20 protein-coding genes and 1 tRNA gene are annotated in these 15,496 nt (G+C 68.5%); 14 read left to right on the plus strand and 7 right to left on the minus strand.

Translation table 11 applies throughout. From position 1 onward, the window contains the following. Window position 1: 1 nt before the first annotated feature. Window positions 2-745: a phosphoglyceromutase gene (locus FH608_RS42605; RefSeq protein ID WP_139636588.1), complete on the plus strand. Its 744-nt coding sequence runs from the start codon at window positions 2-4 to the stop codon at window positions 743-745. A gap of 57 nt (window positions 746-802) precedes the next feature. Here the strand turns inward: FH608_RS42605 and FH608_RS42610 are convergent, their stop codons facing one another. The 3 genes from FH608_RS42610 to phoU form a co-directional block, all read right to left on the minus strand. Beyond that, window positions 803-1,366, minus strand: a complete 564-nt coding sequence (locus tag FH608_RS42610) for an RDD family protein (RefSeq protein ID WP_139636590.1) — start codon at window positions 1,364-1,366, stop codon at window positions 803-805. 86 nt (window positions 1,367-1,452) lie between these two features. Next, window positions 1,453-1,728 carry a hypothetical protein gene (locus tag FH608_RS42615; RefSeq protein WP_139636592.1) on the minus strand — a complete coding sequence of 92 codons (276 nt, stop codon included), beginning with the start codon at window positions 1,726-1,728 and terminating at the stop codon, window positions 1,453-1,455. A gap of 33 nt (window positions 1,729-1,761) precedes the next feature. Beyond that, entirely contained in the window at window positions 1,762-2,406 is a 645-nt protein-coding gene (gene phoU, locus FH608_RS42620) for a phosphate signaling complex protein PhoU (RefSeq protein ID WP_139636594.1), read from the minus strand. A gap of 132 nt (window positions 2,407-2,538) precedes the next feature. Here phoU and FH608_RS42625 point away from each other — a divergent pair, with 132 nt between their 5' ends. Both FH608_RS42625 and FH608_RS42630 read left to right on the plus strand, forming a co-directional pair. Next, window positions 2,539-3,711 carry a sensor histidine kinase gene (locus FH608_RS42625; protein WP_139636772.1) on the plus strand — a complete coding sequence of 391 codons (1,173 nt, stop codon included), beginning with the start codon at window positions 2,539-2,541 and terminating at the stop codon, window positions 3,709-3,711. Further along, window positions 3,708-4,400 (plus strand): response regulator transcription factor, encoded by a 693-nt coding sequence (locus tag FH608_RS42630; RefSeq protein ID WP_139636596.1) that lies wholly within the window; start codon window positions 3,708-3,710, stop codon window positions 4,398-4,400. Before FH608_RS42625 ends, FH608_RS42630 begins: the two co-directional genes overlap by 4 nt. A 52-nt stretch (window positions 4,401-4,452) precedes the next feature. Here FH608_RS42630 and FH608_RS42635 read toward each other — a convergent pair whose 3' ends face one another. Then, entirely contained in the window at window positions 4,453-5,031 is a 579-nt protein-coding gene (locus FH608_RS42635; protein ID WP_226900407.1) for a copper chaperone PCu(A)C, read from the minus strand. Between the two features lie 298 nt (window positions 5,032-5,329). Here FH608_RS42635 and FH608_RS42640 point away from each other — a divergent pair, with 298 nt between their 5' ends. From FH608_RS42640 to FH608_RS42655, 4 genes are all read left to right on the plus strand, one after another. Beyond that, window positions 5,330-5,812 carry a CarD family transcriptional regulator gene (locus FH608_RS42640; protein WP_020544658.1) on the plus strand — a complete coding sequence of 161 codons (483 nt, stop codon included), beginning with the start codon at window positions 5,330-5,332 and terminating at the stop codon, window positions 5,810-5,812. A 17-nt stretch (window positions 5,813-5,829) separates the two neighbouring features. Further along, window positions 5,830-6,300: a 2-C-methyl-D-erythritol 2,4-cyclodiphosphate synthase gene (gene ispF, locus FH608_RS42645; protein ID WP_139636598.1), complete on the plus strand. Its 471-nt coding sequence runs from the start codon at window positions 5,830-5,832 to the stop codon at window positions 6,298-6,300. 182 nt (window positions 6,301-6,482) lie between these two features. Beyond that, entirely contained in the window at window positions 6,483-6,785 is a 303-nt protein-coding gene (locus tag FH608_RS42650) for a GlsB/YeaQ/YmgE family stress response membrane protein (protein WP_139636600.1), read from the plus strand. A 97-nt stretch (window positions 6,786-6,882) separates the two neighbouring features. Then, window positions 6,883-7,152: a GlsB/YeaQ/YmgE family stress response membrane protein gene (locus FH608_RS42655; RefSeq protein WP_139636602.1), complete on the plus strand. Its 270-nt coding sequence runs from the start codon at window positions 6,883-6,885 to the stop codon at window positions 7,150-7,152. 75 nt (window positions 7,153-7,227) lie between these two features. Here FH608_RS42655 and FH608_RS42660 read toward each other — a convergent pair whose 3' ends face one another. Then, window positions 7,228-8,277: a DUF2637 domain-containing protein gene (locus FH608_RS42660; protein ID WP_139636604.1), complete on the minus strand. Its 1,050-nt coding sequence runs from the start codon at window positions 8,275-8,277 to the stop codon at window positions 7,228-7,230. Between the two features lie 53 nt (window positions 8,278-8,330). On the opposite strand from FH608_RS42660, the gene FH608_RS42665 reads away from it, so the two are divergent. The 4 genes from FH608_RS42665 to FH608_RS42680 all read left to right on the plus strand — a co-directional run bounded on the left by FH608_RS42665 (window position 8,331) and on the right by FH608_RS42680 (window position 11,280). Then, complete coding sequence (locus FH608_RS42665; protein WP_139636606.1) at window positions 8,331-8,717, plus strand: PPOX class F420-dependent oxidoreductase; 387 nt, start codon at window positions 8,331-8,333, stop codon at window positions 8,715-8,717. Between the two features lie 64 nt (window positions 8,718-8,781). Beyond that, complete coding sequence (cysS, locus tag FH608_RS42670) at window positions 8,782-10,173, plus strand: cysteine--tRNA ligase (protein ID WP_139636607.1); 1,392 nt, start codon at window positions 8,782-8,784, stop codon at window positions 10,171-10,173. A gap of 51 nt (window positions 10,174-10,224) precedes the next feature. Continuing rightward, window positions 10,225-11,187 (plus strand): 23S rRNA (guanosine(2251)-2'-O)-methyltransferase RlmB, encoded by a 963-nt coding sequence (gene rlmB, locus FH608_RS42675; RefSeq protein ID WP_139636609.1) that lies wholly within the window; start codon window positions 10,225-10,227, stop codon window positions 11,185-11,187. 20 nt (window positions 11,188-11,207) lie between these two features. Then, window positions 11,208-11,280, plus strand: a tRNA-Thr gene (locus FH608_RS42680). Window positions 11,281-11,445: 165 nt separating this feature from the next. Here the strand turns inward: FH608_RS42680 and FH608_RS42685 are convergent. Both FH608_RS42685 and FH608_RS42690 read right to left on the minus strand, forming a co-directional pair. Further along, window positions 11,446-11,775, minus strand: a complete 330-nt coding sequence (locus tag FH608_RS42685) for a helix-turn-helix domain-containing protein (RefSeq protein ID WP_139636610.1) — start codon at window positions 11,773-11,775, stop codon at window positions 11,446-11,448. Continuing rightward, the gene (locus FH608_RS42690) at window positions 11,772-12,158 is read right to left on the minus strand and encodes a type II toxin-antitoxin system RelE/ParE family toxin (protein ID WP_139636612.1); all 387 of its coding nucleotides are present in this window, start codon (window positions 12,156-12,158) and stop codon (window positions 11,772-11,774) included. Before FH608_RS42690 ends, FH608_RS42685 begins: the two co-directional genes overlap by 4 nt. A gap of 502 nt (window positions 12,159-12,660) precedes the next feature. Here FH608_RS42690 and FH608_RS42695 point away from each other — a divergent pair. From FH608_RS42695 to FH608_RS42705, 3 genes are read left to right on the plus strand one after another with little or no spacing between them, the layout of a single operon-like run. After that, window positions 12,661-13,740, plus strand: a complete 1,080-nt coding sequence (locus tag FH608_RS42695) for an ABC transporter substrate-binding protein (RefSeq protein WP_139636614.1) — start codon at window positions 12,661-12,663, stop codon at window positions 13,738-13,740. Between the two features lie 41 nt (window positions 13,741-13,781). Next, window positions 13,782-14,570 (plus strand): ABC transporter permease, encoded by a 789-nt coding sequence (locus FH608_RS42700; protein WP_226900408.1) that lies wholly within the window; start codon window positions 13,782-13,784, stop codon window positions 14,568-14,570. Between the two features lie 20 nt (window positions 14,571-14,590). Beyond that, window positions 14,591-15,454 (plus strand): ABC transporter ATP-binding protein, encoded by an 864-nt coding sequence (locus FH608_RS42705; RefSeq protein WP_226900409.1) that lies wholly within the window; start codon window positions 14,591-14,593, stop codon window positions 15,452-15,454. The last annotated feature ends 42 nt before the right edge of the window (window positions 15,455-15,496 follow it).

The following is a 15,496-nucleotide window of genomic DNA, read 5'->3' on the forward strand; positions in this document are numbered from 1 at the left end:
CATGGCGACTTTGGTGCTGCTTAGGCATGGCGAGAGTGACTGGAACGCGAAAGGCCTGTTCACCGGCTGGGTGGACGTGAGCCTCTCGGCCAAGGGCGAGGACGAGGCACGCCGCGGCGGCAAGCTCCTCCAGGACGCCGGGCTGCGCCCGGACATCGTCCACACCAGCCTCCTGACCAGGGCCATCCAGACGGCCCAGCTGTCGCTGGCGGAGGCCGACCTGCTCTGGCTCCCCGTCAAGCGGAGCTGGCGGCTCAACGAGCGCCACTACGGCGCCCTCCAGGGCAAGAACAAGGCCCAGACGAGGGAGGAGTTCGGCGAGGAGCAGTTCATGCTGTGGCGCCGCTCCTACGACGTGCCGCCGCCCCCGATCGCCGACGACGACGAATACTCCCAGGCCGGCGACCCCCGCTACGCCCTTCTCCCGCCGGAGCTGATGCCCCGCACGGAGTGCCTGAAGGACGTGGTCGACCGCATGCTCCCGTACTGGTACGACCAGATCGTCCCCGACCTGTCGGCCGGCCGCACGGTCCTGGTGGCGGCGCACGGCAACTCGCTGAGGGCCCTCGTCAAGCACCTCGACGGCGTCGGCGACAAGGAGATCGCGGGGCTCAACATCCCGACGGGCATTCCCCTGCGGTACGAGCTCGACTCCGAGTTCCGGCCTCTGAAGCGGGGCGGCGAATACCTCGACCCGGACGCCGCCAAGTCCGCCATCGAAGCCGTCGCCAACCAGGGGCGCTGACCCCGAAGGCACAGGTCTCGTTTCGCCCGGGACCCACGAAGGACGGCCTTCCGCGCGTCACGCAGGACGTGCGGAAGGCGACGGCGCGACCCGGGTGGCCACCACGACGTCGTGCAGGGCGGCCCGGTCCCGGCGGATGAGCAGCAGCGCGATCGATGCGCCGGCCAGGGCATACGTCGCGACCAGCAGGAGCGTGCCGACGGTCGTCTCGTGACCGCCTGCCAGCCGGGACACCGCCATGTGAGCGCACTGCCACGGCAGCAGCTTCACGGCATTGCGCCCCACGATCCGTGCCACCCCGGGCCGTTCACCTCGGGTGGTGGTCACGACAAGCCCGGCTCGGCGCTTGCCCCAGGTGGCCTGCCGCCGTCCCGCCTCGCCGACGGTCAGATACGCGCCGACAGGCAGCACCGACAGCACGGAGATCAGGAGATCAGTGCCCGCCGTGCTGAGCCCGTCGAACGGCCGCACCCCGGCGAGGTACAGCGGGACGAACACCACGGCGAGCAGCGCCAGCCAGGCGACGATCACGAGATAGTCCAGACCGGCCGCCACCAGCCGCGGACGTAAAGCCGCCCGACGAACGCGCGTCTTCCCCCGTTCGTTCAGCACTTCCGGCATGCGATCGAGCCCTCCTGGCAGCCCGCGACTCCGGGTCGCGGTGCGCAGCCTTTCCGCGCCATCGGATGGTTGCACGTCCCGCGCGCTCAGTTGCTGCTCGGTGGCCGGTTGTCCCAGGGGCGGCCCGATCCGCTCTCCTCGCTGTACTGCTTCGCCCTGGCCACGCAGTCAGGGCAGATCGGCTCGTCGGCCGACCTGGCCACGGCCTCCGGCCTGGCCGGACGGAGAGAGCCCAGCACGGTGATCCCCGGCGGGAGGCCGGTGCTGGGATCGATCAGGAATGTGGTGACCTCTTTCGGGTCGAAGCTGAACGTGCGCTTGCACGCGTAGCACCGACCGGTCTTCTCGGCGTGATCGCTCATCCGGACCGCCCTTCCTCTACCAGGAAGGTACCCTCAGCCGGGCCGCGACCCCGTGACCAGGTAGACGACGTCCGCCGCCACCCGTACCGCGTGATCCGCGTACCGCTCGTAATACCGCCCGATCAACGTGATGTCGATCGCCGGCTCCACCCCGTGCTCCCACTCCTTGGACAGGATGTTCCTGAACAGCCGGCGATGCAGCCGGTCCATCGCGTCGTCGTCCTGCTCCAGCTCCAGCGCCGACTCCACGTCCCTGGAGGCCACGCAGCTCCCGGCCTTGGTGACGAGGTTCTCGGCGATCTGCCCCATCTCGAGGATCGTCGAGCGGATCTCCGGCGGGATCGCCGAGTCGGGGTGGCGGAGGCGGGCGACCTTGGCGACGTGGACGGCGAGGTCGCCCATGCGCTCCAGGTCGGTGCCCATGCGCAGCGCCGTGATGACCATCCGCAGGTCCACCGCGACCGGCTGCTGCCTGGCCATCAGCTCGAAGATCGACGTCTCGATCTCGTCGAAGATCGCGTTCACCTCCTGGTCGCGGGAGATGACGCTCTCGGCGAGCTGGAGGTCGGAGTCGAGCAGCGCCGTGGTGGCGCGGGATATGGCCGAGCGGACGAGCCTGGTCATCTCGACCAGCTTGTCGGTCAGCGAATCAAGTTCCTCGTGGTACGCGTCGCGCATGCCGTCACCGTACGTGCCGGTCGATGAACGAACCTCTACCGTCAGATGAACTTTCCGGGAAAGGCCGTTCATGCCCTGATGAGGGGGTCTGTTGCTGGGAAAACGCCGCCTACCATCGGAGACATGAGTGAGATGGCCATGAGCTTCGCGGCCCTGGCCGGGTTCGTGGTGGGCGCGCTGGCGGTCCTGTTCTACCGGAATCAGATCGAGGCACCGAAGCGCGGCGCCGGCCCCGACCCGGTCGAGACCGGTACGGCGCTGCCGCAGGGCGTGGCGTCCGTGCTGGCGGTGCTGCCCTCGTCCGCCGTGGTGCTCGACGCGCACGACAGGGTGCTGCGCGCCAGTTCGGCCGCGCGGGCGTTCGGGCTGGTCAAGGGGGACCGGCTGGTGGCGGCCGAGCTGCTGGCGCTGGCCCGGCAGGTGCGCAGGGACGGCGAGATCCGCGAGAGCGAGATCGACGTCGCCGGGCACAAGTTCGGTCAGGAGACCACGAACTTCGCGGTGCGCGTGGCCCCGCTGGGGTCGCACGGCCTGGTGCTGGTGCTGGCGGAGGACCAGACGGAGCGGCGCCGGGTCGAGGCCGTACGCCGTGACTTCGTCGCGAACGTCAGCCACGAGCTGAAGACCCCGGTGGGCGCGATGAGCCTGCTGGCCGAGACCATCCAGGACGCCGCCGACGACCCCGAGGCGGTCGGCCGCTTCGCCGGGCGCATGCAGCTGGAGGCGGCCCGGCTCAACTACCTCATCCAGGACCTCATCACCCTCAGCCGGATCCAGGGCGCCGAGCCCATCCCGACGCCCGGCCAGGTCCTGATCGACGAGGCCGTCCATGCCGCCATCGACCACTGCAACACCAGGGCCGCCGCCAAGGACATCACGCTCGTGTCGGGAGGCACCGAGGGGCTGCGCATCTGGGGCGACGACGAGCTGCTGGCCACCGCGCTGCGCAACCTGATCGACAACGCCGTGGCGTACAGCCCCGAGCACACCCGGGTCGTCGTCAGCGTCAGGCCCGCGGGCGACTCGGTGGAGATCAGCGTCAGCGACCAGGGCATCGGCATCCCCGAGGAGGCGCTGGAGCGCATCTTCGAGCGGTTCTTCCGGGTCGACGCGGCCAGGTCCCGCGCGACCGGCGGCACGGGGCTCGGCCTGGCCATCGTCAAGCACGTCGCCGCCGCCCACGCGGGCGAGGTGTCCGTCTGGAGCAAGGAAGGGTCCGGCTCCACCTTCACCCTCCGCCTGCCCGCCTTCGGCGGCAAGGCGGTGGCAGTACCATCCTCGATTCCCCTGGAGACAGCCAAATGACCCGTGTACTCGTCGTGGAGGACGAGGAGTCCTTCTCTGACGCCCTGTCCTACATGCTGCGCAAAGAGGGCTTCGAGGTGTCGGTCGCGGTGACCGGGCCCGAGGCGCTCGACACGTTCGACCGCAATGGAGCAGATCTGGTGCTGCTCGACCTGATGCTGCCGGGTCTGCCCGGCACCGAGGTGTGCCGCTCGCTCCGGCAGCGCTCAAAGGTCCCGGTGATCATGCTCACGGCAAAGGACAGCGAGATCGACAAGGTCGTGGGCCTTGAGCTGGGCGCCGACGACTACGTCACCAAGCCGTTCTCCTCCCGCGAGCTGGTGGCCCGCATCCGCGCGGTCCTGCGCCGGCAGGGCGACGTGACGGAGGAGCTGGAGACGGCGGTGCTGGCCGTCGGCCCGGTGCGGATGGACGTCGACCGGCACGTCGTCGCCGTGCGCGGCGAGCAGGTGCAGCTGCCGCTGAAGGAGTTCGAGCTGTTGGAGGTGCTGTTGCGCAACGCGGGGCGTGTCCTGACCCGCGGCCAGCTCATCGACCGGGTCTGGGGCGCCGACTACGTGGGCGACACCAAGACCCTTGACGTGCACGTCAAGCGCCTGCGCGCCAAGATCGAGTCCGACCCGTCCAACCCGCGCTGCATCCTCACGGTGCGGGGCCTGGGCTACAAGTTCGACGCCACCGAGGAATGACGAAACCCTTGTCCCGGTACGGATCGCGTACCGGAACAAGGGTTTTCGCCTGTCAGTGCTCTTCTTCCTCCGCGGCGGTCGCGGACGGCGTCGGCGTGGGAGCCGCGGTGGCGCCCGGGGCCGGCGGGTACTCCGTGAACTCGCGGCTGCGCGTGACCACAGGCACGTGCAGGGACACGATCCCGGCGTTGGCGAACTGGAGGTCCAGCTTGACGCTTTCGCCGCCCCTGAGGCTCTTGGGGATCGACTCGAGCATGATCTGGGGCGTGGGCTTGCCGGTGTTCACGAGCTGGTTGCTCGGGAGCTGGATCGGCGCGGTGACCTTAACCGTCCCCATGTCGCCCGCGTTGACCGCCTCCAGGGTGTCGGGGGTGCCCGCGGTGTTGAGGATGTTCAGGTAGATCGGGGCCGAGCCGCGCCAGGGGATCTGGGCTCCCGAGTCGGGGCCGAGGATGAACGCCTGCGGGATCTGGATGCCGCGCGTGCCGTAAGCACCGTTCTCGATCAGCGCCTGTGCCTCGTTGGGCGCGTACGGCTTGTTGGTGTTGGCGTCGAATCCGGCCCCGCAGCCGGCGAGCACGGGGGCTGCCAAGAACGCGGCGGCTACGACAATCCAGCGACGGCTGGTCACGGGCGGGTTCTCCTTGGTCTTACGGGGGGTCTTACGAGGGTCTTACCGAGGGCTCCCGCATGCTCTGGGCGGAGGGAGCGCGCATGCGTGATGTGCCGCGCCCACCATATCCACCTCAATCCATGGTCATATCCGCGCCCCTGCAGGTCATTCGCTATGTCCGGAAATCCCAGACATAGAGTTGAGCGCTTGTCAAGCCCCAATATGCGGCCTTGACCTGCAGTTATGAGGATTTCACTGTTCCGGGAGGCTGTGGATGCGTGGTACCCTGGAGTACAGCGGAAGGGGTACTTGTCACATGACTTTCCAGGTCGGCGACACTGTCGTCTACCCCCACCATGGGGCTGCTCGGATCGAAGCAATCACGACGCGATCCATCAAGGGTGAGGAAAAGACCTACCTGGTGCTCAAGGTCGACAAGGGCGACCTTACCGTCCAGGTGCCAGCCGAAAACGCAGAACTCGTCGGTGTGCGCGATGTTGTCGGCCAGGAAGGCCTTGAGCGCGTTTTCGACGTCTTGCGGATGCCGCACACGGAAGAGCCGACCAACTGGTCTCGTCGTTACAAGGCCAACCTGGAGAAGCTCGCTTCCGGCGATGTGAACAAGGTCGCCGAAGTGGTTCGCGACCTGTGGCGCAGAGACCGTGAGCGCGGGCTGTCAGCCGGCGAGAAGCGCATGCTCGCCAAGGCGCGCCAGATCCTGGTCAGTGAGCTCGCCCTGGCCGAGAAGACCAACGAGGACAAGGCTGAGGCCCTGCTCGACGAGGTTCTCAACTCCTGAACACCAATCTTCCCCGGGTGGGCGTCGGTGTCGACGTCCACCCGTTCGCTTCCGGTGCCTCGGGCCGCGAGCTCAACCTCGCGGGGCTGCACTGGCCGGACGAGGCCGGGCTGGAGGGCCACTCCGACGGCGACGCCGCCGCCCACGCCGCCTGCGACGCGCTGTTGTCGGCCGCGGGGCTGGGCGATCTCGGTCAGCTCTTCGGCACCTCCGACCCGCGCTGGGCCGGCGCCTCGGGCGTCGCCCTGCTGGAGGAGACGGCGCGCCAGGTGCGCGCCGCGGGTTTCGAGATCGGCAACGTGGCCATCCAGGTGATCGGCAACCGGCCCAGGCTGGCGCCGCGCCGCGCGGAGGCCGAGAAGGCGCTCAGCGCCGCCGTGGGCGCGCCGGTGAGCGTGTCCGCCACCACGACCGACGGGCTCGGGCTGACCGGGCGCGGTGAGGGCATCGCGGCTTTCGCGACGGCTCTCGTCGTCAACCTGCACTGAACGCCGGGCGTCCTACGTACGGATGCGTGAGGGTGTCCCGGCGGGCCGCTGTTCAGCCCGCTGAATCCGGAGGCGGCGGTTCGTCACTGGCGCGGTACGGACCGCCGTCTCCCTTTGGTTGCTCACCTGCTCAGAGGGTAGGTCTTTCCGCAGACATGTGAACGTCTCGGGGGGAGCAACACATGATCGGCGCGATCGTCTCAGCAATCATCATCGGCGCCATCATCGGTGCCCTTGCCAGGCTGATCGTGCCTGGCAAGCAGAACATGTCCATCGGCCTGACGATCCTCGTCGGCATCGTGGCAGCCCTGATCGGCACGCTGATCGCGCAGGCGGTCGGCTGGGCCGACACGAGAGGCATCGACTGGATCGAGCACCTGCTCCAACTCCTGCTGGCGATCGTGGGCGTGCTCATCGTGACGCGCCTGGGCATGGGCCGACGTGGCGGGCGGAGCACCCGCGGAACCCGCGGAACACCCACCTGACCTGGGCGTTCGTCAAAAGTACGCATAAACCCGGTAGATCGGGTAGCGGCCTCACCGTGGGAGCGAACCGTTCACTCCCGCGGGGAGGTTTCGAGTCATGACAATCGAGTCCATCCTTGGCGCCATCGTGATCGGCGCCGTGATCGGCGCCATCGGTCGTCTGCTGCTTCCCGGCAAGCAGGCCATCGGCTGGATCCTCACCATCGTCGTCGGCATCGTGGCCGCTCTGATCGGCACGGCCATCGCGCAGGTGCTCGGCGTGGAGACGACCCCCGGTATCGACTGGATCGAGCTGGTGATGCAGGTGGTGCTGGCGGTGGTCGGCGTCGGCCTGGTGGCGGGGCTGCGGCGTGGCTCCAGGGTCTAGGCGGAATAGCGACGGGCCCGCTCGGTGACCAGGTGAGGTCCCGGGCGGGCCCGCTCAGTCTTCGGGGGCGTCGGGTCAGTCTTCGGGGGGCGTCGGGGTGCTGCGCAGGCGACCGGAAGGCGCCGGGACGTCGTCGTGCTCGCGGTCGTCCTCGTGGCCGTCCTCGTGGTCGCCCTCCCGCTCGCCGTCGTCGGCCAGCTCGGGGCCGTGCCCGGGATCGGGCGGCTCCTCCGCCACGATGGGGTGCGGCTGGGTGTCGGCGTCCTTCTCGTCCGTGCGGGGGTGCACGAGGACGTCTGCCGGCTTCACCCGATCGCCCCAGCGCAGGGGACGGGTCTCGGGCTCAGGCGCGTACGTCTCCGCCTCGGGGGCGCGCGTCTCGGGCTCGGGAGTGATGGGCTCCGGCTCGGGAGTGATGGCTGCCGGCTCGGGCGCGTCGTCGTTCTGGACGGGCCATTCGGTGACCTGACGACCCACCACCGGCGCTTCCGGCGCCTCCTGCTCGGCCGCTGCCACCGGGACTTCCTGAACGTCCTGAACGGCCACAGGGGCGTTCTGCGGCCCCGGCGGTTCCTCCCGGACCTTCTGGACTTCCCGGAGCTCTGGCCGGGCTTCCCGGATCTCTGGCGCCGGCCCCTCAGCGGGGGGCTGCGGAGGGAAGGGGACGAGATCCGTCTCAGCGGCGCCGTCACCGGCCTCCACCCGATGCGCCTGCACGTGCTTGATCAGCAGCAGCCAGAGCCACAGCGCCACGGCCAGCATGACCCAGGGTGCCAGCGCCACGCCGACGGCCGCCTGCCGCTCGTCGAACGCGAACCGCAGCGCCGTCGCCACGTTCGCCGCCGCGGCTCCCGCGATGAGCACGACCAGCACGAACGCCGCCTGGACGCGAACTAACAGCCGGGCCGAGCGCAGCAGCAGCACGTCGAGCAGCGCGATCACGAGCAGGGCGTCGAAGGCCGCGGGATAGAGGAAGGCGAGGTCCTGCCCGCCGGCGCCGGTGACGGCCAGCGCGCGCAGGTCGTCGAACGAGAGCGCGCACGCGGCCCCGGTCAGGGCGGCGACGGCGAGCCCGGCCAGAGCGAGGCCCAGCCGGCGGAGCGTAGAGGGGGGAGTCACGTCCATGGCGGTTTCGAGCCTACAGAAGAATGGGGGCCAGGACCGATCAAGGGAGATACATGGCCGAGCTGTCGGAAGATGCACGCAAACTCTTGGATGCCCCGAATTATGCGACGGTGACCAGTATCAACCCGGACGGTGGTCCGCAGTCGACCGTCGTGTGGGTGCGTACGGATGGCGACGACGTGCTCTTCTCCACCGTGAAGGGCCGCACGAAGCCGCGCAATTTCGAGCGGGACCCGCGGGCGAGCCTGCTGGTCATCGACCCGGATGACCCGTACAGATATGTAGAGGTACGCGGGCGTGTGACCATGACGCCCGATCCTTCGGGGGCGCTCATCGAGGAGCTCTCGCAGAAGTACCGGGGGCGGTCGTGGGAGGACAAACCGGGCACTGAGCGGCTCATCGTACGGATCTCTCCGGAGCGCGTCACGCTGCGGGGCTGATTTGTCGATGTCACGGCGGGATATATCGGCGTGACCAAGCGTCTGAGGCGTTAGCCTTGCGTTCGTGAGCCTGCACATCTACGACACCAGCACGCGCGCCATCCGCGAATTCGTTCCGGTCGAAGCCGGCCGGGCGTCGCTTTACCTGTGTGGGGCCACCGTGCAGGCTCCTCCGCATATCGGGCACATCCGCTCGGGTGTGAACTTCGACGTGCTCCGCCGCTGGCTCACCCGTTCCGGATATGACGTGACGTTCTGCCGCAACGTCACCGACATCGACGACAAGATCATCAGGGTGGCGGCCGAGGAGGGCGTGCCCTGGTTCGTCGTGGCCGAGCGCAACCAGCGGGCCTTCACCTGGGCGTACGAGACGCTGGGCTGCCTGCCGCCGACCGTCGAGCCGCGCGCCACCGGGCACGTGCCCGAGATGATCACGCTGATGGAGCGGCTGATCGAGCGCGGTCACGCGTACGCGTCCGGCGGCGACGTCTACTTCGACGTGCAGTCCTACGCCGACCACTACGGCGAGCTCTCCAACCAGAAGCTGGACAACATGCGGGCCGCCGCCGACACCGACGACGAGTCCTGCAAGCGCGACACCCGCGACTTCGCCCTGTGGAAGGGGGAGAAGCCGGGCGAGCCGACCTGGCCCACCCCCTGGGGTCCCGGGCGTCCCGGCTGGCACCTGGAGTGCTCGGCCATGGCGACGAAATACCTCGGTCCGACCTTCGACATCCACGGTGGCGGGATCGACCTGATCTTCCCGCACCACGAGAACGAGATCGCCCAGTCCAAGGCGGCCGGCGACGGCTTCGCGCGCCACTGGATGCACAACGGCCTGGTCAAGATCGGCGCCGAGAAGATGAGCAAGTCGCTTGGCAACTCGCTGCTGATCCCCGAGATGGTGCAGAAGGTCCGGCCGGTGGAGCTGCGCTACTACCTGGCGGCGCCCCACTACCGCTCCCCGATCGACTACTCGGAGGAGGCCCTGCGCGAGGCCGCCGCCGCGTACCAGCGCATCGAGGGCTTCGTGACGCGCGCCGCCGAGGTCATCCACGACGTCGACGCGGACGCGCCGCTGCCGCAGGCGTTCGTGGACGCCCTCAACGACGACCTCGGCACGCCCCAGGCGCTCGCGGTCGTGCACGAGGTGGTGCGCGAGGGCAACGTGGCGCTGTCGAAGGGCGACAAGGAGGCCGTGGCCCGGCTGCTCGCCGAGACCCAGAACATGCTCGACGTGCTCGGCCTCGACCCCCGCTCCCCGCAGTGGCGCGGCGCCGGGTCCGACCTGGCCCCGGTGGTGGACGCGCTGGTGGCGGTGGCGCTGGAGCAGCGCAAGGCGGCCAGGGAGCGCAAAGACTACGCCGCGGCCGACGCGATCAGGAGCCAGCTGGCGGCGGCGGGCATCACGGTCGAGGACACTCCTCACGGCGCCCGCTGGGAGCTCACCCACTGACGCCTTCCGGCGTGGGATCAGGTGCCCGGCGGCCCGAGTACCCTTGTTCCCATGGCAGCAGGCGGTAGGGCTTCGGGCAGGCCCGCGAAGAAAAAGGGCCCGTCCAAAGGCACCGGGGGGCAGGGCCGCCGCGGGCTCGAGGGCAGGGGCGCGACCCCGCCCGCCGAGATGCGCCACTGGTACAAGGACAAGGCCCGCACCGAGCGCATCGCGCGCGAGGAGCGCGGGGGCGGGCGCCGTCCCGCCCCCGCCCGGCAGCGGCGCTCGGAAGACGCCCCCGAATACATCGGCGGCCGCAACCCGGTGCTCGAGGCCCTGCAGGCCGGCGTGCCGTCCAACGCCCTCTACGTCGCCCAGCGCATCGACAACGACGACCGCGTACGCGACTCCATCAGGATCGCGGCGGAGCGCGGGATCGCCCTGCTGGAGGTGACCCGCGACAAGCTCGACCGCCTCACGGAGGGCGGCGTCCACCAGGGGGTGGCGCTCCAGATCCCGGCGTACGACTACGCGCACCCCTCCGACCTCGTGGACCTGGCCCGAGACGCCGCCGAGACGCCTCTGATCGTCGCCCTCGACTCGGTCACCGACCCGCGCAACCTCGGCGCCATCGCCCGCTCCGCCACCGCCTTCGGCGCCCACGGCCTCCTCATCCCCTCCCGCCGCTCGGCCGGCGTGACGGGCGGGGCCTGGAAGACCTCCGCGGGCACGCTCGCCACCATCCGCGTGGCCCGCGCCGCCAACCTCACCGCCGCCCTCCGCGAATACCGCGAGGCGGGCCTGTTCGTCATCGGCCTCGACGGCGCCGGCCAGACCGACCTCGACAACGTCGACCTGCTCAGCGAGCCCCTGGTAATCGTCGTGGGCTCCGAGGGCAAGGGCCTTTCACGCCTGGTGCGCGAGCAGTGCGACGTGGTGACCCGCATCCCGATGCACGCCGCCGCCGAGTCCCTCAACGCGGGGGTGGCGGCGGGGGTGGCGCTGTATGAAGTCGCTCGTCACAGGCGTCGCTAGCGTCTACACTGGTAGGCCGCGCCGACGTAGCTCAATCGGCAGAGCATCTGTCTTGTAAACAGAAGGTCAGGGGTTCGATTCCCCTCGTCGGCTCTGCAGCAGGAAGCCCCTGGACAGGCGATATGCCGTCAGGGGCTTCTTGGTTTGTCAGAACAATATCGAGATCTTGCTAACACGTGCCCCTGTAGGGCGTTCCGGCTGTTCGAACACGGGCTGACATCACCGACAACGCTGCGCACTACTGGCCGCGATTCAAGGTCAAGCGACGCGTACCGAGTGAGGTCCAACGCTGATCGTCACATCGACGTGGCCACCAAGGGCGGCTGCGTAGGCGCGGATGGTCTCGAGTTCCATCGAGTCCAGATCGCCGTTCTCGATCTGGGATACGCGTGCTTGCGAGATCCCGAGAGCAGCAGCCACCTCGGACTGCGTCTTGCCGACCGATTTACGCAGTTCCTTCAGGTGGTGGCCGGCGACGTAGGCATCCAGATGGGCATCGGCGTCGGTCTGCCGCTGGGGGTCGGCCAGTTCGGGGTACAACCGGTGCGCTTCCGCCTTGACCTCACGCCAGTTGCGTCCTGGGCTCATCGCTTGTCCTCCCCCTTCGTCTCGGCCGACTTCGCGGCGCGGTATTCGGTGTAGCGTGCTTTGGCCAGTGGGATCGCTTCCTCGTACCAGCGCGACCATCTGCCCGCTTTGTCGCCCGCTACGAGGAAGATAGCTTCCCTGTCCGGATCGAAAACGAACACGATTCTAATCTCGCTTCGCTTCCGTGAGCCTGGCCGTAGCTCCTTGAGGTTGCTCATGTCGCCGTCTATCAGGGTGTCGACCAGCGGACGCCCGAGAGCGGGGCCGACCTCTGCAAGGCGGTCGATGGCTCTCTCGATCAGAACGGCGGAGTCTGGGTCGCTCTCGCAGAGCTTGAGGAACCACGATTCGACGGGCTCAAGCAGCACGATCTCCCAGGCCATGCATGCACTATAACGTGTGACTTATGTCCAGGCTAGCGGATGGGTCCTCTCCTGGTGTCCGGACTGATAGACGGCTTCGTGCACGAACTGGCCACGTCCGGCCGGACGACTGCGGCCAGCTGGGAGGTGCCGAGCCCTGCGCTCCGCCCTCGTGTCCGACTCGCCCTGCGCGTTGGGCTGGAAGATACAGGCTTGAGAGATGCGGGTCGGACAGACGGATCAGAAAGATCCGCGCTTGGGAGATTCAGCCGCAGTGGCCGTCCGGTGCTGAACTGTAGTGAACCTCCAGCCTGCCCGTGAGGTCCCGTTCTTGGAGATGGCGTAGCCGCCCGCCCGGGAGTAGCCGAGTGGCCGCTGCCGCAGGGTCCCGTTCATTGAATGACCATGGCGGTTGCCACAGGCCTGCGGGAATGCAGACTCGTCACTTACGTGCCCGGACTCACGCGACCACGAGACGAAAGCGCTGGTGTGCCATCCCCGAGACCGAGAAGGACTCCCCCTCATGCTCAACCTGTCTCATCGTCATCTCACCGCGGCGCTCGCAAGCGTGATGGCCTTCCCGCTGCTGACGGCGTGCGGAGGCGACGGTGGGGCTGATGCCAACAGTTGCCAGAACGCCCACGTCAGAATGGGTGCGCTCAACAGCTCTTCCGACGCGATCCTGTTCATCGCGGACAAGAAGGGTTACTTCGCCGACCAGGGCCTCCAGGTGGAGTCCGTGAAGTTCGACTCCGCCGCGAAGATGATCGCGCCCCTGGGGTCCGGCCAGCTGGACATCGGAGCAGGCGCGCCGTCGGCCGGCTTCTACAATGCCGTGGCTCGCGGCATCGACGTGCGCATCGTGGCTGACAAGGCGAAACTCGCGGGCGGCTATGACTTCCTGCCCATTCTCGTCCGGAAGGACCTCGTCGACTCGGGCAAGGTGAAGGAGATCGGGGATCTCAAGGGTCTGAAGGTGGCGGAGCCGGCGCAGGCGACGGCGACGTCGTCCATGGTCTCCGCCGTCCTGGGGTCGGGGAACCTCACGTACGACGACGTCAGCCACAAGTACGTGGCCTTCCCGCAACAGGTCGCGGCCTTCCAGAACGGCTCGATCGACGCGGCCGCCACGATCGAGCCGTTCGCGACGGTCGCCGAGCAGTCGGGGGCCGCGGTGCGCATGTTCGACTCGACGAAGGTCTACGACAACCAGCAGATCTCGGTGCTCCTCTACAGCGCCAAGTTCTCCTCAGAACGGTCGCGCGTCGCCCAATGCTTCATGAACGCGTACGCGAAGGCGGCGAAGTACTACCACGACGCGGTTCAGAACGGCGGATGGAAGGGAGCGCAGGGCGAGGAGGTCGCCTCGATCGTCGCGGACAAGATCGGGCTCGCTCCTGAGACCTTCGGCAAGACGACACCGCCTTTCGTGTCCGCCGACGCGTCGGTGAACAAGGAGAGCCTGGAGCGCGACTACCAGTTCTTCAAGGACCAGGGCCTGCTGGAGTCCGACGTGCAGCCGGACTTCTCGAAGCTGGTCGACATGAAGTACGTGGAGGGCGCCGGCGCCGCCGGGCAGAGTGATCAGGCGGGAGGGAAATGACGCAGGTAGCGCGGAAGCCCGCCGCACCGGGTGCCGAACCCGTGGCCACGCGACCGGTCAGGAGGCTTCTGCCGTCACGACGGCTTGAGCGGACGCTCGCCGTCCTCACGCCGGTCGGCCTCCTGCTGATCTGGGAGCTGGCCGCGAGAGCGGGCGCGATCGACACCAGGTTCTTCCCCGCGCCGAGCTCGATCTTCCACCAGATGGGCGTGCTGGCCCAGTCCGGGGAGCTCTGGACGAACACGTGGGCCAGCCTGCGCCGCCTGTTCATCGGTTTCTGGGTCGGCCTGGTGCCCGGTCTGGCGCTGGGCATCGCGATGGGTCTCTACCGGCCCGTCCGGGCGGCCCTGCAACCCCTGGTCTCGGGTACGTACCCCATCCCCAAGAGCGCCCTGCTACCGCTCATCCTGCTGATCTTCGGCCTGGACGAGCCCTCGAAGATCGTCATGGTGGCCATCGGCGTCTTCTATCCGGTGGCGCTCAACACGGCCGCCGGGGTGGCGAACGTCTCCCCGATCTACTACGACGTCGCCAGCAACTTCGGAGCCAGCCGCTGGAACGTCTTCCGCAAGGTCGCGATCCCCGGGGCGATGCCGAGCATCCTGACCGGAATCGAACTCGGTGTCGGGCTGGGACTGATCCTCATCGCCATCGCGGAGATGGTGGGTGCGCAGAGCGGGCTGGGCTACATGATCTGGAACGCCTGGCAGGTCTACTCGGTCGAGACCATGTACGTGGGCCTGCTGGTGATCGCGGTCATCGGCTACCTCCTGGCGTTGCTGCTCGGCGCCATCGGTGCCCGCCTCACTCCATGGAGGAACGGCAAGTGACTGTGGACGAAGGTAGAGACGTGGCCTCCACAACCGGACCGGCCGCCGCGGTGAGCGACAAGGACCCGGCGGATGTCCACATCAGCATCCGCGGGCTCACCAAGCAGTTCGACGTCCGGGGTTCGACGGTGACGGCGCTGGACTCGTTGGACCTGGACATCCCACGCGGGCAGTTCCTCGTCATCGTCGGCCCGAGCGGATGCGGCAAGACGACGCTGCTCCGCATGCTGGCCGCGCTGGAAAGCCCGACGTCCGGCGCCGTCGAGGTCCGTCACGGAGGCGAGGGACGTCCCGGGAACTCGATGGTCTTCCAGGGCGACTCGATCTTCCCCTGGATGAGTGTGTGGGACAACGCCGCGTTCGGGCTGACCATGCGCGGCGTCCCTCGGGCGGAGATCCGCGAGTCCGTCGGCCACTACCTGGAGAAGACCGGCCTGTCGGCCTTCGCCGACGCGTACCCGCACCAACTCTCGGGTGGGATGCGGCAGCGGGTGTCCATCGCGCGCGCCTTCGCGAACGATCCGGACGTACTGCTGATGGACGAGCCGTTCTCCGCCCTCGACGAGCAGAACAAGACGCTGCTGCAGGCCGAGCTGCTGCGGATCTGGGACGAGACCCGCAAGACGGTCGTCTTCATCACCCACAGCGTCGACGAGGCGGTGACCCTGGCCGATCGCATCATGGTCATGTCGGCCCAGCCAGGACAGGCGAAGGCCTTCGTCGACGTGCCCTTCGAGCGGCCCCGGGACGTCCTCGAGCTGCGGCATCTGGAGGAGTACGGCGACATCGTCTACGACATCTGGCAGCACCTGCGGGACGAGGTCTCCCGCAGCCAGCGGCAGGCGGCGGCCGCGCCGGCGACCGGGCGCCGCCGCAGGCGGTGACGGTACGGCACCCGACGGCGCTGCCCAGGAGACAACGGCACC

The sequence above is a fragment of the Nonomuraea phyllanthi genome (genome assembly GCF_006334985.2).
Lineage (GTDB): Bacteria > Actinomycetota > Actinomycetes > Streptosporangiales > Streptosporangiaceae > Nonomuraea > Nonomuraea phyllanthi.

What these genes read in the sequence shown, in the direction of transcription:
- FH608_RS42605 (WP_139636588.1), top strand. Translation starts at nt 2, where the DNA reads ATGGCGACTTTGGTGCTGCTTAGGCATGGCGAGAGTGACTGGAACGCG.
- FH608_RS42610 (WP_139636590.1), bottom strand. Translation starts at nt 1,366, where the DNA reads ATGCCGGAAGTGCTGAACGAACGGGGGAAGACGCGCGTTCGTCGGGCG.
- FH608_RS42615 (WP_139636592.1), bottom strand. Translation starts at nt 1,728, where the DNA reads ATGAGCGATCACGCCGAGAAGACCGGTCGGTGCTACGCGTGCAAGCGC.
- phoU (WP_139636594.1), bottom strand. Translation starts at nt 2,406, where the DNA reads ATGCGCGACGCGTACCACGAGGAACTTGATTCGCTGACCGACAAGCTG.
- FH608_RS42625 (WP_139636772.1), top strand. Translation starts at nt 2,539, where the DNA reads ATGGCCATGAGCTTCGCGGCCCTGGCCGGGTTCGTGGTGGGCGCGCTG.
- FH608_RS42630 (WP_139636596.1), top strand. Translation starts at nt 3,708, where the DNA reads ATGACCCGTGTACTCGTCGTGGAGGACGAGGAGTCCTTCTCTGACGCC.
- FH608_RS42640 (WP_020544658.1), top strand. Translation starts at nt 5,330, where the DNA reads ATGACTTTCCAGGTCGGCGACACTGTCGTCTACCCCCACCATGGGGCT.
- FH608_RS42650 (WP_139636600.1), top strand. Translation starts at nt 6,483, where the DNA reads ATGATCGGCGCGATCGTCTCAGCAATCATCATCGGCGCCATCATCGGT.
- FH608_RS42655 (WP_139636602.1), top strand. Translation starts at nt 6,883, where the DNA reads ATGACAATCGAGTCCATCCTTGGCGCCATCGTGATCGGCGCCGTGATC.
- FH608_RS42660 (WP_139636604.1), bottom strand. Translation starts at nt 8,277, where the DNA reads ATGGACGTGACTCCCCCCTCTACGCTCCGCCGGCTGGGCCTCGCTCTG.
- FH608_RS42665 (WP_139636606.1), top strand. Translation starts at nt 8,331, where the DNA reads ATGGCCGAGCTGTCGGAAGATGCACGCAAACTCTTGGATGCCCCGAAT.
- rlmB (WP_139636609.1), top strand. Translation starts at nt 10,225, where the DNA reads ATGGCAGCAGGCGGTAGGGCTTCGGGCAGGCCCGCGAAGAAAAAGGGC.
- FH608_RS42685 (WP_139636610.1), bottom strand. Translation starts at nt 11,775, where the DNA reads ATGAGCCCAGGACGCAACTGGCGTGAGGTCAAGGCGGAAGCGCACCGG.
- FH608_RS42690 (WP_139636612.1), bottom strand. Translation starts at nt 12,158, where the DNA reads ATGGCCTGGGAGATCGTGCTGCTTGAGCCCGTCGAATCGTGGTTCCTC.
- FH608_RS42695 (WP_139636614.1), top strand. Translation starts at nt 12,661, where the DNA reads ATGCTCAACCTGTCTCATCGTCATCTCACCGCGGCGCTCGCAAGCGTG.